This window comes from Aliidongia dinghuensis (assembly GCF_014643535.1).
Taxonomy (GTDB): Bacteria; Pseudomonadota; Alphaproteobacteria; order ATCC43930; family CGMCC-115725; genus Aliidongia; species Aliidongia dinghuensis.
The window spans coordinates 38719-53747 of record NZ_BMJQ01000014.1; the positions used below are offsets into that span (position 1 = coordinate 38719).

Here is a 15029-nt window from a genome sequence, read left to right on the forward strand (position 1 = left end):
ACGCATCGTGAGGTCTAGTATCTCACATCCCCTGGCGGTAATTCGGCGCCTCCCGCGTGATCGACACGTCGTGGACGTGGCTCTCGGCCAGGCCGGCGTTGGTGATCTTCACGAATTGGCAGTTGCGCTGCATCTCGGCGATGGTGCCGTTGCCGGTATAGCCCATGGCCGCCTTGAGGCCGCCGATCAGCTGGTGGATCACCTGGCCGACCGGGCCCTTGTGCGGCACGCGGCCCTCGATGCCTTCCGGCACCAGCTTCAAGGTCGAGGACACCTCGGCCTGGAAATAGCGGTCGGCCGAACCGCGCGCCATGGCGCCGACCGAGCCCATGCCGCGGTAGGACTTGTAGGTGCGGCCCTGGTAGAGGAACACCTCGCCCGGCGACTCGTCGGTGCCGGCGAAGAGCGAGCCCAGCATGGCGCAGTCGGCACCGGCCGCGATCGCCTTGGCCAGGTCGCCCGAATATTTGATGCCGCCGTCGGCGATGACCGGGATGTCGGACTTGCGGCATTCCTCGACCGCGTCCGAGATCGCGGTCAGCTGCGGGACGCCGACGCCGGCCACGATGCGGGTCGTGCAGATCGAGCCGGGGCCGATGCCGACCTTGACCGCGTCGGCGCCGGCCTCGATGAGCGCGCGGGCACCCGCCGCGGTCGCGACATTGCCGGCGATGATCTGGGTGTAGTTAGAGAGCTTGCGGATTTCGCTGATCGACTGCAGCACGCCCGCCGAATGGCCGTGCGCGGTGTCGATCACCAGCACGTCGACGCCGGCGTCGAACAGCGCCTCGGCACGGGCCCTGCCCTCCGATCCGACGCCGGTCGCAGCCGCAACGCGCAGCCGGCCCTGGGCGTCCTTGGATGCGCTCGGGTATTGCTGCGCCTTCTCGATGTCCTTGACGGTGATGAGGCCGATGCAGCGATAGGCGTCGTCGACGACGATCAGCTTCTCGATGCGGTACTGGTGCAGGATGCGCCGCGCCTCGTCGCGCGACACGCCCTCGCGCACGGTGACCAGCTTGTCCTTGGTCATCAGTTCCGAGACCGGCTGCGCCTTGTCGTCGGCGAAGCGCACATCACGGTTGGTCAGGATCCCGACCAGCCGCTTGGTGCCCGGCTCGACGACCGGAATGCCGGAGATGCGATTCACCGCCATCAGGTCGAGCGCCTGGCCGAGCGTCGCGTTGGGCGCGATCGTCACCGGGTCGACGACCATGCCGGCCTCGAACTTCTTGACCCGGCGCACTTCGTTCGCCTGGGCCTCGACATCCATGTTCTTGTGGATGACGCCGATGCCGCCGGCCTGCGCCATGGCAATGGCGAGCGGCGCTTCGGTCACCGTGTCCATGGCGGCGGACAAGAGCGGGATGCCCAGCTCGATCGATTTGGTGAGCCGCGTGCGGGTGTTCACCGTCGCGGGCAGGACGTTGGACGCGGCCGGCACGAGCAGGACGTCGTCGAACGTGAAAGCTTCTTTGAACTGCATGCCGCCTCCGGAAAACCGAGTGGCATCGCAATATACACAGCTTGGGCATTTCTAAAAGGATCGGCTGCCCGCCCAGGCGCCATGGCTGATAATAAAATTACGCGCAAGTAAAACGGCACGCGATTGTGGATTATGCCCCGGTTGCCTTGGGGAATCCCGACGCCCGGCGCAGCGACAGATAGCGCAGCGCCATGAGCCCGAGCGACCAGGCCAAGGACGCGAGCAGCCCCAGTACCAGCCCGCTCGCGACGCCGAACGGCACCACCGTCTCCGCGACCGCAAACAGTGCCACCGCAAGGCCGGGCATCGCCTTCAGGCTGTTCGCCATCACCCACCCGACCGCGACGCCGCCGAGCCGGCGATAGAGCATGACCGTAAGGCTGGTCATGGCGATCGGGAACGCCATGGCGAGACCGGTCGCAGACGGACCGATCGCCTGGCTGATCGAGACGGCGCCGGCGACCAGCAGTCCGACGCTGAGTGCGCGCAGCGGCAGCTCGAACCAGCGCGCCGGTGCTGCCGCCGCGACCGTGCCGGCCTCGGCGACGGCCACGCGCAAGGCGGCCCCATAGACGACGAGATTGAGAGCCAGACCGGCCACGGCGCTCCAAGGGCTCGTCGCCCGAATCGCCAGGATCGCGCCCAGCCAGACCGCGATGGCGCAGGTGAGCGACGGCAGCGCGCCGCGACGCGGCGCCATCCGATGCAAGGTCAGCACGAACAGGCCGGTGGCGGCATTGGCCGCGACACCGCTCGTAGCACTCGCCGCCACGAACGCGGCGTCGGCCTGGAGCGCCAGCAGCACATAGGCGGGCCCCGCGACGACCGGCAAGCAGGTGATGAGCGCGCCCCAGAACGGCCCTGCCCGCTCTGCCACGACCGACGCAGCGACGACGACGGAGGCCGTCGCGACGATCTTGACCAGCAGCGCCAGCCAGAAGGCGTCCAACACCATGGGGGAAGGTCAGGCCTCGCCCGCCCGGCGGAAGCCGGTCGCGACCACATAGACCTCGGCACTGTCGGCCCGGCTCGCCGCCGGCTTCGCATGCCCGACCTTGTCGAAGTCGCGCTTCAGCCGATCGAGCAGCGTCTTTTCCGTGCCGCCCTGGAACACTTTGGCGATGAAGATACCACCCTGGGTCAGCACCTCGGCGGCGAACTCATAGGCGGTCTCGGCCAAAGCCATGACGCGGAGATGGTCGGTCGCAGCATGGCCCGTGGTCGGCGCCGCCATGTCGGACAGCACCACGTCGGCCGGGCCATCGAGCAGCTCCTTGAGCCGCGCCGGCGCGCTTTCGTCGAGGAAGTCGAGCTGGATGTGAGTGGCGCCTGGCACCGGGTCCATCGCCAGGTAATCGATGCCGACGATCTTGCCGGTGGGGCCGACCCGCTCCGCCGCGATCTGGCACCAGCCGCCGGGCGCGCAGCCGAGGTCGACCACGCGCTTGCCTTTGCCAAGCACATGGAACTTGTCGTCGAGCTGGGCGAGCTTGAAGGCGGCGCGCGAGCGATAGCCCAGGCGCTTCGCCTCCGACACGTAAGGGTCGTTCAGCTGCCGCTGCAGCCACAGCGTCGAGCTGGTCGAGCGCTGCTTCGCGGTCTTGACGCGCACCTGCAGCTGGCGCTGGCCCGACGGCGCGTCGATGCGGCTGCCGCCACCCTTCTTCCCGGCGCCGGTCATGGCGTGACGTTCGTTCTGATCATAACAACGCTATGAGGACAGCGCCGCCGGCCGGATGCAAGTGTCGGGAACGCCGCTCCGGGTTGCGGCGAGCAGGCCCGCGAGAATGCCTTCGCGCACGCCCCGGTCGGCGACGCGCAGCCGGCCCACCTTCCAGGTCCGGCAGATCGCCTCGAGGATGGCGCAGCCGGCGATCATGAGGTCGGCGCGGATGGCGCCGATGCAGGGTTCGAGCGCCCGCTCGGCAGCGCTCATGCCGACGAGCCGCCGGGTGATCCGGCGGATATCCGGGAAATCCAGCACCGTGCCGTCGACCCGCTGGCGCTCGTAGCGCGGCAGGCCAAGGCGCATGCCGGCCAAGGTCGTGACCGTGCCGGACGAACCCAGCATCTGCACACCGCCCTCGGCCACTTGGGCGGAAATACCCCAGCGGCGATCGAAATCGGCAAACGCGTCGCGCACCGTGTCGACCATGCGCGCGAACACCGCCGGTCCGGCACCGTCTGAGAGTTGCGCCTGGTAGCGCTCGGTGAGCGAGACGACGCCCAGCGGCAGCGAGATGACGTCGCGAATCTCGGTCTCGACGCCGCTGCCGTCGACGCCGGGATTGACGCCGACCCACAAGAGCTCGGTCGAGCCGCCGCCGATGTCGAACACGACGGCATGGGGCCGGGCAGGGTCGAGCAGCGGCGCGCAGCCGGCAAGCGCCAGGCGCGCCTCCTCCTCCGTCGGGATGATCTCGAGCTCGAGCCCCGTGTGCTCATGAACCCGCGCCAGGAACTCGCCGCAATTGGCCGCCCGGCGGCACGCTTCGGTCGCAACGAAGCGCGCGTGGGTCACTGCGCGGTGGTCGACCTTCTCGGCACAGACCAAGAGGGCGTCGATCGTCCGCGTCATGGCCGCTTCGCTCAAGACGCCGCTCGCCTGCAACCCCTCGCCCAGCCGCACGATTCGGGAAAAACTGTCGACCACGCGCAACCGGTCGCCTGCCGGCCGCGCGATCAGCAGCCGACAGTTGGTGGTGCCGAGATCGAGGGCGGCGAACGTCTCGCTGCGCCGGAAAAAATTCATCCCGCCTCTCCCGTGTCGCCCCGAATCCGGATCGCGACCGGCTCAAGCATGCCTAGAGATGACGGGATGCGCAATCCGCGCAACGCTGATCCGAAGGAAAGAGCTTTCGCCCCGGCCCGACCCATGCTAGTTACCCGCCCCGTCAGCGAGGCCAACGCCGCGTCGCATCGCGCGTTGGGGGATCGTCTAATGGTAGGACAGCGGATTCTGACTCCGTCAATCCAGGTTCGAGTCCTGGTCCCCCAGCCAATGCGCTGATAAATCTTAAATTTTTCGCCTATACCCTAGCATGCTGGGAATGCCCCCCCATCGCGCGACTCCACCACAGTGGAGCAGCGATGCAGGTTGGCTCGGCTGGCAGGGCTTCATCATTTCCGATAGCGCGGCCCCTCGAGCCCCCCGGGAGGCCGTTCGGCTATGGCGGCAATGCTTCGAGCCGGCGCCGATCTTCGGCCGCTTCGGCCAACAACCAGTTGCGGAACATCGTGATCTTCGGCTGAGCCGACGTCGCCTTGGGGCAGACGATCCAGTACAGCTTGGACAGCGGCAACGACAGCGCGAAGGGCGCCACGAGACGCCCGTTGATGAGGTCCCAGGCTGCGAGGGCGGTGCGAGCAAGCGCTATCCCCTCCCCATCGACCGCGGCGTCGATCAGCATGCTCGCGTGATTCAACACCGGACCATGCATGAGGTCGACGGTGCCGACGCCGGCGGCTTCGAGCCACTTCGACCAGTCGTTCCGGTCGTCGAGATGCAGCAACGGAAATTTGAGCACGACTTCCGGATCGGCGACGCGGCGATCCGCGATCAGCTTGGGGCTACATACCGCGAACAACTGCTCCGGGCCCAGGCGTACGGCATCGAGCCCCGGCCAATTTCCATCGCCATGCCGGACTGCGAGGTCGACGTCCTCCCGCGCGAAATCGACATGATGCATGGTCGCGGAAATTCTGAGATCGACGTCCGGATGCGCCGCGCCAAACCGCCCAAGCCGATGAACCAGCCACTTGGCGGCGAAATCGGGTGATGTGCTGACCGTCAGAGCGCGCGAGCTTTGGCGCTGTACCAGGTGATGCGTGCCGACGGCAATCCGGTCGAGCGCATCGCGGATGACGGCAAGATATTCGCGACCGGCCTCGGTGATGATCAGCCGCTGGCGCTCACGACTGAAGAGCTTGAGCCCAAGTTCCGCCTCCAGCGCCTTGACCTGATGGCTCACCGCCCCCTGCGTCACGCACAGTTCCTCGGCGGCCCGCGTGAAGCTCTCATGGCGCGCAGCGGCCTCAAATGACTTGAGGGCGTTCAGCGGCGGCAGGCGGCGCAGCATGGCTCGACTTCATTAGAAAATCTCAGGAACGATAGAGAAAGCATGCTTTGCGGGCAATTCGAATTTGCTCGTATTGGATAGCTCCTCGGCCATCGGCCTGCATGTCGGTGGCCGCGCAGGAGGCTTAAAAATGCTGCGGAATCATTTCTCCGTCGCGGGATCATCCCGGCCGGCGGCTGGGATTGCAGAGACGGATCTGCCCTGCCATCGGCCGCTCCCTTTCCCGAGCCAGTTTGCAGAGACCTTGCGTCTCTGGCTCCGGCGGAGCCGGACGCGGAAGCACCTCACGCAACTCGAAGACCCGGAGCTACGCGATATTGGGGTGTCTCGCGCCCAAGCACTCGCCGAGAGCCAGAAGCCATTCTGGCGGCCCTAGCTCGGAAAGGGTGAGCCGACAGCAGCCGAGGCCCTTTCTTTGCGCCGGGCCCGAGATCCCGTGCCGTTTCGATGATTATCGATTCAAACGGTGATAAGAGAGATCCGCCTTGAGGTGGATCGCTCAAGGACCTTGGCATGATCCCTCGCGAGCATGATCCGGACGCCTGCCCCACCGGCACGCCAGGCCACGACGGCTCCTGTGCCTGCTGCGAGCTCGGACGCCGCCGGTTTCTCGCCGGCCTCAGCGTCCTTGGCACCGCCGCGATGGCCGGTCCGCTGCTCGGCACCTCGGCTCGAGCGGCCGTTCCGGGGCCCCAGGTTTCGGTCACGCCGCTCAACGCGCGTCCGGCCTTCGACCGGTCGAAAGACATCCCGTGGCTCGGCCGCCTGATGGCGTCCGGCCAGTCGAACCTCAGCCATGGCGCCGCCGGCCACGTCGTGGGCGTCACGTCCGCGACCTTCGTCTTCCGTTACAACATCTCCCTGACCGCTCGGCGCTTCTACGATCGCGTGCAGGGCTACCCCCGCGCGATCGAGCTCGCGTACGGCACCAGGGACGTCACGGTCTATATTGCCCGCGAGATGAGCGAGAGCCAGTGCGCGTACGACGCCGTTGAGACACATGAGCTGAAGCATGTCGCGGTCGACCACGAGCTGGTCCAGACACAAGGCGCGCTTCTCAAGGAACGCGTCAACCGTATCGCGACGCAAATGACCCTGCTCGAAGCCTCGTCCAGCGAAGCGCTTCTGGAAAAGTTCGAGACCCAGCTCAACGCAGGTCTCACCGACCTGTGGGCCAAGTTCTCCAGCCAACGCGTCGACGCGCAAGCCAAGATCGATACGCCGGCCGAATACGCCAGGACCGCCGTCGTATGCGGCGGCGTCATTCCGCGCATCATCGTTCAGCACGGCCATTGAGCAGGGCGTTGACCCGACGCTGGCCAGGCCTTCGAATGTCGATCCGAAGTATCACCCGACGGGTGGTTACAACCGAGGTCTAGACGCGCGGAAAAGCAAGAGCCGACCGGCACATCCCCCGACATAGGCCGGACATACCGCATCCCCCTGACGAGAAGCTTTGATCTTTTGCCGAGGTTGTACTTTCCGACACAGCGGCAAGTGCGCCTTTGACCAACGAAGACATGGGGCATGCCGTCGCCCCGCCATCAAAGTACACGACAGCTTCGGACGGCACATATCCGCCGGTTGTATTGCAACAATCAATTAAAACTGACCAGGACCAAAGTAGTTCATGACAGCCGGACGCGCCCAATAATTTCAAAAGCCCAGTTGAAATATTTCCAAATTTAAGCTATTTATTTCAACAGACTGCAGTTGGGCAGGGCGGAGATTATTCCCCGTCGCCCTGTGACGACTTCGCCCGCCGCTGGCAGCCCGCCGGAGGTGGTCCATGGGCCGTCATATTTGGGTTCCATCGCTTGGATTGTGCTCGGTCATGCTGCTGGGTGGCGTGGAGGCCAGCTGCTATGACAATGCCCTCTATCGGGCGCGCTACGCCTCGCCAACGATGGGGCAACCCGGCGTTGCCGCAACACCGGCCGTGCCGGCACCTGGAGCGGCACCTGCCGCAAGCGGCGGCACGGCGCCCCAGGTCTCCGCGTCGAATGCCTCGGCGTCGACGGCTCCAACGGCAACTGCCCCGACGTCGACCGCCCCAGCGCCGACCTCCCAAGCGGTGACTGTTGCCGCGTCAACGACCGCGGATCCAGCGGCTGGTTCCGCCGCTCTGCCACCACTCAATCTGCCCGTGCACGAAGACTGGTCGTCGGCGCAATGTCCCGATATCGCCGTCACCTTCAGCGGCCATGCGCAGCCGTTGCACTCGAACCTGGCGGACACCGCCATGTTCCAGGAGGCGCGTCAGTTCCACGACCGCGACTACTACGAAGTCGCCGAGTGCTTCTGCACGAAATACGGCAACCTGTCCCAGACGACGAAATCCGACGCCGACGCGGTGATGACCGAGACCGCACAACAATTCGCGACCGCGTCGCGCATGCGCATCCGCAGCGCCATCTTCGTCGAGGACAGCCCGCTCGGAAAATACAGTGAATTCCAAGCGGCAGCACAACCACCGTCTGCGTCCGCGGCCGCCCTCAGGACCTATTGGCGCGGCCAATGCTCCATGCGCGTCGAAGCGATCTGGGATCCGGCAACTTCAGCCCGCGCCCTGCAATTCCTCGATTCGCTCCATGAGACCAAAGCGGCAGCGGCGGATAAAGCCGCGACGGCCGCGACCGACGCCGACCCGGGCATCTCTGTTGACGACCCTGCCGCCATAAAGGCCGAGCCGACCGATCTCGCGAGCCAGCTCGAACGACGGCACAAGGAGCTGACGAGTGGCACCGCCGCCGCAAAGGCACAGGTGAACGATCCGCCCAGCTCGCTCGAGCGGCCGCACAAGGAGCTGACGAGCACCGCCGCCGCCACGAAGGGAGAGGCGAACAATCTCACCAGTCGGCCCGAACACCGGCACAAGGAGCTGACGACCACGACCGTCATCGCCCCGCCTTCTGCCGCTACTGAGACTTCGTCATCCACCACCGCCACCGGGGGGGCGCTGCCGGCGGACACGGCATCGCGCCTGCAACACTTGAAGGAACTCCAGGACAAGGGGCTCATCACAAAGCAGGAATACGAGACCAAGCGGCAGACGATTCTCAACCAGCTATAACGCGTAGACACCGTCTCAGCAGCGTGTTCCCGCGCCTGGCCGGCTGCGGGTCGGGCGTGATCCCCGTGGAGCGCGCGGTTTGAGAGATCGTCAGATTTGGGAGCGCGCGGGACCGGCGGGCGGAGCCTGCCGGCCCGCGGCAAGCACGCACGTCTCCGCCAGCCGGCGAGACGAGCCCAGGTGCGACCTTGTCGATCCAGTCAGTCGCCCCATTGACTGACGTCGCGGAAGTTATGCCCGCGCTCCATCCAACCCGCATTCCAGTTGGCGAAATGCACGCCAGTTGGCGAAATGCACGAAGGTCGCGACCGGCACGCCGTAGGCTCCCCCGGCAAAGGAGTCCCGGAAATGCGTAACGATATCCTGACCCGCCCCCATGGCTGAGGCCCATACATCGTCCGTTCGTGGATTTGCGACGCTGATTAATAAGCGACCGGCAACTCGGGCATGATTTCGATCCTCCTCGATACGCCAAGGCCGCACCGCGCGGTGCTATCGAACGCTGCACATCACAAGCTGCCGGTGCTGGAGGGTATAGTTCAGCGGCGAGATCGATTGCCCGCCTCCGAATATCTCCTTGCGCTCATCTGCCCATTTCTGCATCCGGGCGGCCCACTCCCGCTCGTAGACTGCAGCGTCACAGGCGATATGCGCCCAAGGATCGCAAACAACCACGTCCGCTGCGAACGGGAAGCCTGCGCCATAGGCGCCGGGCGCCCTGGCCGATCCGAGAATCACGAAGCAGTGGGTGCTGGGCGGGAAGAGTTGCACGAGTTCGAGCTGTCGCCAGCCGTCGGCGCACAGCTTCTCGAATGCGACGATGGCGTATTCCAGGCAATTCCCGGTGCCGATGGCACGCACGCGCGCTGCGTAGGCCTGTATGTCGCCCCAACTGGCACTCCCCGCCTCAAGCCTGCTTATTATCGCGCGACCGGCCTCATTCCGGATTTGCTCAGTCAGCAGGCCCGCGTTCTCGATCGTCCTGTCTACCGTGCTCGGCTTGAACTTTTCCGGCGCATAGGGCTTCTCGGGTATCGTCACCGACTGGACGCGCGCCTTGTTGGCCGACTTCCGTGAGAGGGCGGCACGCGTCAGCGTCATGGCGATGTGCGCGCCGGCGCCTCGACCGAGCTCGATGAAGCCGCGCGGCGCCTCGACCAATCGTGTATTGCCCACGGATCACCTCAAACGATTTGCCTCGAAGCTTACGCGGCCATCGGTGGTGAATAACATAGCTCCGCAGCCTGCAGTTTAGCGCACCGGCTTCAGTCCGTCAGGGACCAATGCGAAGAGGGCCCGATCAGCGCGATCACGACGCAATGAACCAAGTCGGGCCTTATCAGCTTTTGCACCGGGCGACCGGGTGCTCGCCAAATCGCCCGGCTGAACGCCGTCCGCCGTCAGGTGCCCGAAAGCGCGTCGAGATGCTGCATCCAGCGGCCGACCGGCACGTTCGGCCGCTGGACGAAGGCCTCACGGGCGAGACCGGTCGGCCTGTTGCTGTCCAGGTCGCGAAGGCCGGGAATGAAATATTGCGGCACTTCGCGCCCCGGCCAGGCGAGCGGCCGATCGCCCTCGGGGCCGTCAAAGACGGGGACGCCGATGCCGCGGAACGTGCCGAGCGGCCCGCAGGTGATGACCTGGAACACCAGGTCGAACACGCCATACCGCTCGGCCACGGAAAGCTTGTAGCGGCCGAGGGACTGCAACTCGATGCCGGTGATGCGCGCCGACGCGCAGATGTCGAGGAAGGCCTCGTCGGACATCCACCAGGGGCTGCTCAGATTGATCTCGTCGGGGACGGCGCCGCGGGCGCTCGTCGAGTGGCCGATGCGGAACAGGACCGAGCCACGCCGGATCTTCATCTCCCGCAGATCGTGGATCCCGCCCTCGGCCCGCCGCTGCGCCTCGTCCCAGCCCATCGCCTTGGCACGCCAGCGCTCGAGCCGTTTGGGATCAGCAAATTCGGCTTCGTTCAGGACCCCCAGCATCGGCTTCTCCGTCTAGATACGCAGAAGCCGAGCTTAGCGCAGGAATGCGTCAATTGAACAACCCTGAAGGGTACGACGCGGGCGGCCCCACCGTCGTTCACTCGAGGGGGCCTTTTAAAAGATGTGATCGCCGGCATTGACATGACCGATGGCCGGGATATCGACGACACGTGCCGCCTCGTCGATGCCGGTGACGGCATAGATCCGGTTTCGGCCATAGTCATGCAGATAGCCCATGTAGCCTGCCGGCGGATGGGTGACCCTGGCTGATTGATGGAGTTCCCCGCTCTCGAAAAACCACCTGACGATGCGCTCCTGGTCCTGCCTGTCGAAATGCAGGTTGGACCTGACGGTCAGGGTCGTGGCGATCTGCCGCCCGCTCAAGGTATAGAAGCCGTGGATCGTCTGGCAGCCGGCGGGCACCGCGTCTCCCCCATCGGGGGTCCATTCGCGGTCGCGCCCGGCAACAAACCGAGAGCCGCCGCCACCGTCGCTGTTCATGAGCTTGTTAAGGCGGGTGAACTCGTTATCGTCTTCGCCCGCCATGCCCAGGCCCTCGCCTTTGGTCGGTTCGACAAGCTCTTCTGCTTGCCGCCTGCAGTTTAGCGAGATCTGCGACCTATGGGCGAGTTGAAAGATATCCGCCTTCCGCCAAGGCTACGGCCATCGGTTCAGTCTACCGACGCGCGCCCAGCTGGTTCAGCACCTCGCGCGGGATACGATAGTGGCGGATGACATCGTCACGGTCGCGCAGGCCGCAGAGCTCGCGATGGACGAGGAAGCCCCAGACGGCATCCGCCGCGGCAGCGACGAGTTCGGCGCGCGGCACAGGTCCAGCGCCGGTCGCGTCAAATTCGCGCAGCCGCTCGAGCGCCGTCTCGACGTCGCGGCCGCCGCGCCCGAGGGCTGCCGCCCGCTCGGCCAGAAGCTCGACCTCGAGCACATCGGCGCCGGTCTCGGACGCCGGCTTTGTCGAAAGATTTTGCGGCATGCGGAACGTCATCGCCCCGTCCCTTCGCGGCCCATCAATCACACAACATCGTGGCAAAACCGAGGTTTAAGGTAACGAATTATCTCGATCCGTTGAACCCACCTGACGCATGACCACGTAAGTACCGCACATGGATTGTGGCGTCCGGTCACGGCCGATCGCCTGGAGTTGGGAGACAGCGATGAGTCGCACCAAGTCTCTGATTGGTAGGATCGCTTTCGTCGGCCTTTGCGCCTTGGCGCTGGCCGGCTGCTACTACGAGCCGGCGCCTTATGCCTACGGGCCGGCGCCAGCCTACAGCTATTATTCGCCGGGCTATTACTACGGGCCGCCGGTCTATGGTTCCGTCTATGTCGGCGGCGGCTGGGGTCACGGCTGGGGCCACGACCATTGGCGTTGAGCCCGCGTGAGCCCCGGTATGGGGCTCCGGCAGCCTGACCGCCCAGTGGGCGGTCAGGAGCTGCCGATCAATATCCCGGTGGCGAACACGATCGCGCCGCCGAACACGACCTGGAACGTCGCCGACAGGATCGGCGCCTCCATGAAGCGGTGGCGGATCCACGAGATCAGCCCAAGCTCGACCACCACCACGATGACCGCGATCGCGAAGGCCAGCTGAAACGAGCTGATCAGGAACGGCAGCGTGTGGCCGAGACCGCCCAGTGCGGTCATGAGCCCGCAGACGAGCCCGCGCGCCCAGGGATTGCCGCGCCCGGTCAGGCTGCCGTTGTCGCTCAAGGACTCGGCGAAGCACATGGAAATGCCGGCGCCGATCGACGCCGCGAGGCCGACGAGGAAGGTCTGCCAGCTCGAATGGGTCGCAAAGGCGGCCGCGAAGATCGGCGCCAGCGTCGAGACCGACCCGTCCATAAGCCCCGCCAGACCCGGCTGGACCACCTGCAGCACGAAGAGCTTGCGTTGCGACGCCTCCTCATGGTCGCGCACCTCGGGCGGCACGTGCTCGGATTCGAGCTGCCCCGCCATCGCCTCGTGCTCGCGCTCGGCCGCGGCCAGATCGTCGAGCAGCTGGCGGATGGCGACGTCGCGGCAGCGCTGGGCGGCACGGGTGTAGAAGCGCTTGGTCTCGAGCTCCATGAGCTCGGCCTGGGCGCGCACCTTGTCGAGCCCGAGCGGCCGGGTCAGCCAGATCGGCTTGCGCGCGACGAAGCCCTTTACGTCCTGGCGCCGGATGAGCGGGATATGGTCACCGAACCGTTCGCGATAGAGCGTCATGAGCCGCTGGCGATGCTCGGTCTCCTCCGACGCCATCTCGCGGAATACCTGGGCCGACGCCGGGTATTCGTCCTTCAGGCCCTGGACGAAATTGTCGTAGATCCGCTCGTCCTCTTCCTCGAGCGAGATCGCGAGCGCCAGGATCTCCTGCTCGGTCAGCTCCGAGAAATCCTTCGCCATTCCCGTTCCCCATGCAGCGGCAGTCCGACACTGAAAGTCGGATCACCACCGGCCGGCGTCAACCAAAAATATTAGCCGTCTCAAAGGGATAGTTACGAATGCGTGTCGCTCTCAGCGGCCCATGGCGTAGCCCTGCATGCCACGCGGATTGGCGCCGGCCTTGAGCAGCCGCTGGTCGCCGTCCCTCTCGATCGCACAAGCCGAAAGCCGGCCTTCGGACCAGTCGTCGCCGACCTCGACCCGATGGCCTTTTTGCGCGAGCGCCTCGATCGTCGCGGCCGGAAAGCGCCGCTCGAGCGTGAGCGAGCCGGGCTGGGCGTGGCGCGGCCAGAACGAGCTCGTCACATGGTCGCTATGGCAGGACGGCGCGTCGATCGCCTCCTGCAGATTGAGCCCGTGATGGGCATGGCGCAGGAAGAACAGCGTCTGCCACTGGTCCTGCTGATCGCCGCCGGGTGTGCCGAACGCGAGCGTCGGCTGGCCGTCCTTGAGCGCCATCGACGGCGTCAGCGTCGTGCGCGGGCGCTTGCCCGGGGCGAGTGCCCCCGGCACGGTCGGGTCGAGCCAGAACATCTGGCCGCGGACGCCAAGGCACACGCCCAGTTCCGGCACGACCGGCGAGGACTGGAACCAGCCGCCGCTCGGCGTGGCGGCGACCATGTTGCCCCAGCGGTCGATCACATCGACATGGCAGGTGTCGCCGCGCGTCGTGCCGTCGGCCGCGGTTTGCAGTTCAGCCCTGTCGCCGGTGAGGCGCGCCATGGTCGGCTCGCCGGCGCTGCCGCCCAGCGCTGCAACGGGGGCGCTCGCGAGATCGGGCCGCGCCGGCAGGACCGGCGTGCGGCCGGCGGGCCGGCCGGGCCTGAGCTCGTGCGAGGCGCCGTCGCCGATCAGCCGCCGCCGTTCCGCCGCGTATTCGCGCGACAGCAGGGCCGCCAGCGGCACGTCGACGAAATCCGGGTCGGCGTACCAGGCCTCGCGATCGGCCATGGCGAGCTTCAGCGCCTCGATCACCAGATGGATGAATTCCGGCCCGTTCGGATCGAGCGACTTGAGGTCGTCGCCGTCCAGCATGGCTAGCGCCTGCAGCATGACTGGGCCCTGGCTCCACGGCCCGCACTTCAGCACCGTCCAGCCGTGGTGGTCGAGTGCCACCGGCTTCTCGACGCGGGCGCGCCAGCGCGCCATATCCTCGCCGGTGATGAAGCCGGCGCGCCGCTTGCCGGCACCGTCCATGAGCTCGCTCTTGCGGCTGAAGCGGTCGATCGCGTCCGCAACGAAACCCTGGCTCCAGACCCGGCGCGCCCGCTCGATCTGCGCCTCGCGATTGGAGCCGACCGCCTCCGCTTCCTCGATGAGGCGCCGGTAGAACTGCGCCAGCGCCGGATTGCGGAACAACCGGCCGGGCGCCGGCACGTCGCCGTGGGGCAGATAGACCGCGGCCGAGGTCGGCCAATGGGTCTCGAACAGCTCGCGCACCGTGCCGATGGCAGCGCTGATGCGCGGCACCAGCGGATGGCCGGTCTCAGCATAGCCGATCGCGAAATCCATGACGTCGCGGAGCCGCCAGGTGCCGTGCTCGAGCAGCAGGCTCATCCAGGCGTCGAACGAGCCCGGTACGGTGGCGGCGACGAGGCCGCTGCCCGGGATGATGTCGTAGCCGTCGTTGCGGAACGCCTCGATCGTGGCGGCAGCAGGCGCCGTGCCCTGGCCGCAGATCGCCTGCGCAGCACCGCGCTTGGCATTCCACGCCAGGATCGGCACCTCGCCCAGCGGGCCGTTCAGGTGCGGCTCGACCACCTGCAGCACGAAACCGGCCGCCACGGCCGCGTCGAACGCGTTGCCGCCCCGCTCCAGCACCGCCATGCCCGCGCCCGAGGCCAGCCAATGGGTCGAGGACACGACACCAAAGGTGCCGCGGATTTCGGGGCGGGTCGTGAACATGGAACGCCTCGTCGGAAGGATCGGGAAGGAAGTTGCGCCGGTAACAATGCCG

The 15029-nt window shown here is 66.4% G+C and carries 15 protein-coding genes and 1 tRNA gene; 5 read left to right on the forward strand and 11 right to left on the reverse strand.

All coding sequences use genetic code 11. The features are described from left to right. Positions 1–22: 22 nt before the first annotated feature. The 4 genes from guaB to IEY58_RS24100 form a co-directional block, all read right to left on the reverse strand. Complete coding sequence (gene guaB, locus IEY58_RS24085; protein WP_189050566.1) at positions 23–1486, reverse strand: IMP dehydrogenase; 1464 nt, start codon at positions 1484–1486, stop codon at positions 23–25. Between the two features lie 130 nt (positions 1487–1616). Beyond that, positions 1617–2441, reverse strand: a complete 825-nt coding sequence (locus IEY58_RS24090) for a hypothetical protein (RefSeq protein WP_189050568.1) — start codon at positions 2439–2441, stop codon at positions 1617–1619. A 9-nt stretch (positions 2442–2450) separates the two neighbouring features. Further along, positions 2451–3167 (reverse strand): RlmE family RNA methyltransferase, encoded by a 717-nt coding sequence (locus IEY58_RS24095; protein ID WP_189050570.1) that lies wholly within the window; start codon positions 3165–3167, stop codon positions 2451–2453. 30 nt (positions 3168–3197) lie between these two features. Then, complete coding sequence (locus IEY58_RS24100; protein WP_189050572.1) at positions 3198–4238, reverse strand: Ppx/GppA phosphatase family protein; 1041 nt, start codon at positions 4236–4238, stop codon at positions 3198–3200. A gap of 175 nt (positions 4239–4413) precedes the next feature. Here IEY58_RS24100 and IEY58_RS24105 point away from each other — a divergent pair. Next, positions 4414–4487 (forward strand) — tRNA-Gln (locus IEY58_RS24105). Positions 4488–4653: 166 nt separating this feature from the next. On the opposite strand, the gene IEY58_RS24110 is transcribed toward IEY58_RS24105, so the two are convergent. Next, complete coding sequence (locus tag IEY58_RS24110; protein ID WP_189050574.1) at positions 4654–5565, reverse strand: transcriptional regulator GcvA; 912 nt, start codon at positions 5563–5565, stop codon at positions 4654–4656. A 130-nt stretch (positions 5566–5695) separates the two neighbouring features. On the opposite strand from IEY58_RS24110, the gene IEY58_RS34815 reads away from it, so the two are divergent. From IEY58_RS34815 to IEY58_RS24125, 3 genes are all read left to right on the forward strand, one after another. Further along, on the forward strand, positions 5696–5941 hold the full coding sequence (locus tag IEY58_RS34815; RefSeq protein ID WP_189050576.1) for a DUF1127 domain-containing protein: 246 nt from the start codon (positions 5696–5698) through the stop codon (positions 5939–5941). A gap of 137 nt (positions 5942–6078) precedes the next feature. Continuing rightward, positions 6079–6861 carry a hypothetical protein gene (locus IEY58_RS24120; RefSeq protein ID WP_189050578.1) on the forward strand — a complete coding sequence of 261 codons (783 nt, stop codon included), beginning with the start codon at positions 6079–6081 and terminating at the stop codon, positions 6859–6861. 538 nt (positions 6862–7399) lie between these two features. After that, positions 7400–8638: an SHOCT domain-containing protein gene (locus IEY58_RS24125; RefSeq protein ID WP_189050579.1), complete on the forward strand. Its 1239-nt coding sequence runs from the start codon at positions 7400–7402 to the stop codon at positions 8636–8638. 492 nt (positions 8639–9130) lie between these two features. Here the strand turns inward: IEY58_RS24125 and IEY58_RS24130 are convergent, their stop codons facing one another. From IEY58_RS24130 to IEY58_RS24145, 4 genes are all read right to left on the reverse strand, one after another. After that, entirely contained in the window at positions 9131–9799 is a 669-nt protein-coding gene (locus tag IEY58_RS24130; RefSeq protein WP_189050581.1) for a hypothetical protein, read from the reverse strand. Positions 9800–10038: 239 nt separating this feature from the next. Then, positions 10039–10629 carry a hypothetical protein gene (locus tag IEY58_RS24135; protein ID WP_189050582.1) on the reverse strand — a complete coding sequence of 197 codons (591 nt, stop codon included), beginning with the start codon at positions 10627–10629 and terminating at the stop codon, positions 10039–10041. A gap of 114 nt (positions 10630–10743) precedes the next feature. Further along, positions 10744–11175, reverse strand: a complete 432-nt coding sequence (locus IEY58_RS24140; protein ID WP_189050583.1) for a hypothetical protein — start codon at positions 11173–11175, stop codon at positions 10744–10746. Between the two features lie 130 nt (positions 11176–11305). After that, positions 11306–11632: a DUF6665 family protein gene (locus IEY58_RS24145; protein WP_189050584.1), complete on the reverse strand. Its 327-nt coding sequence runs from the start codon at positions 11630–11632 to the stop codon at positions 11306–11308. 169 nt (positions 11633–11801) lie between these two features. On the opposite strand from IEY58_RS24145, the gene IEY58_RS24150 reads away from it, so the two are divergent. After that, entirely contained in the window at positions 11802–12020 is a 219-nt protein-coding gene (locus tag IEY58_RS24150) for a hypothetical protein (RefSeq protein WP_189050585.1), read from the forward strand. Positions 12021–12073: 53 nt separating this feature from the next. Here the strand turns inward: IEY58_RS24150 and mbfA are convergent, their stop codons facing one another. Both mbfA and IEY58_RS24160 read right to left on the reverse strand, forming a co-directional pair. Beyond that, on the reverse strand, positions 12074–13033 hold the full coding sequence (mbfA, locus tag IEY58_RS24155; protein ID WP_189050586.1) for an iron exporter MbfA: 960 nt from the start codon (positions 13031–13033) through the stop codon (positions 12074–12076). 111 nt (positions 13034–13144) lie between these two features. Continuing rightward, a complete protein-coding gene (locus tag IEY58_RS24160; protein ID WP_189050587.1) occupies positions 13145–14977 on the reverse strand; it encodes a gamma-glutamyltransferase family protein in 1833 nt (610 codons plus the stop codon). Between the last annotated feature and the right edge of the window lie 52 nt (positions 14978–15029).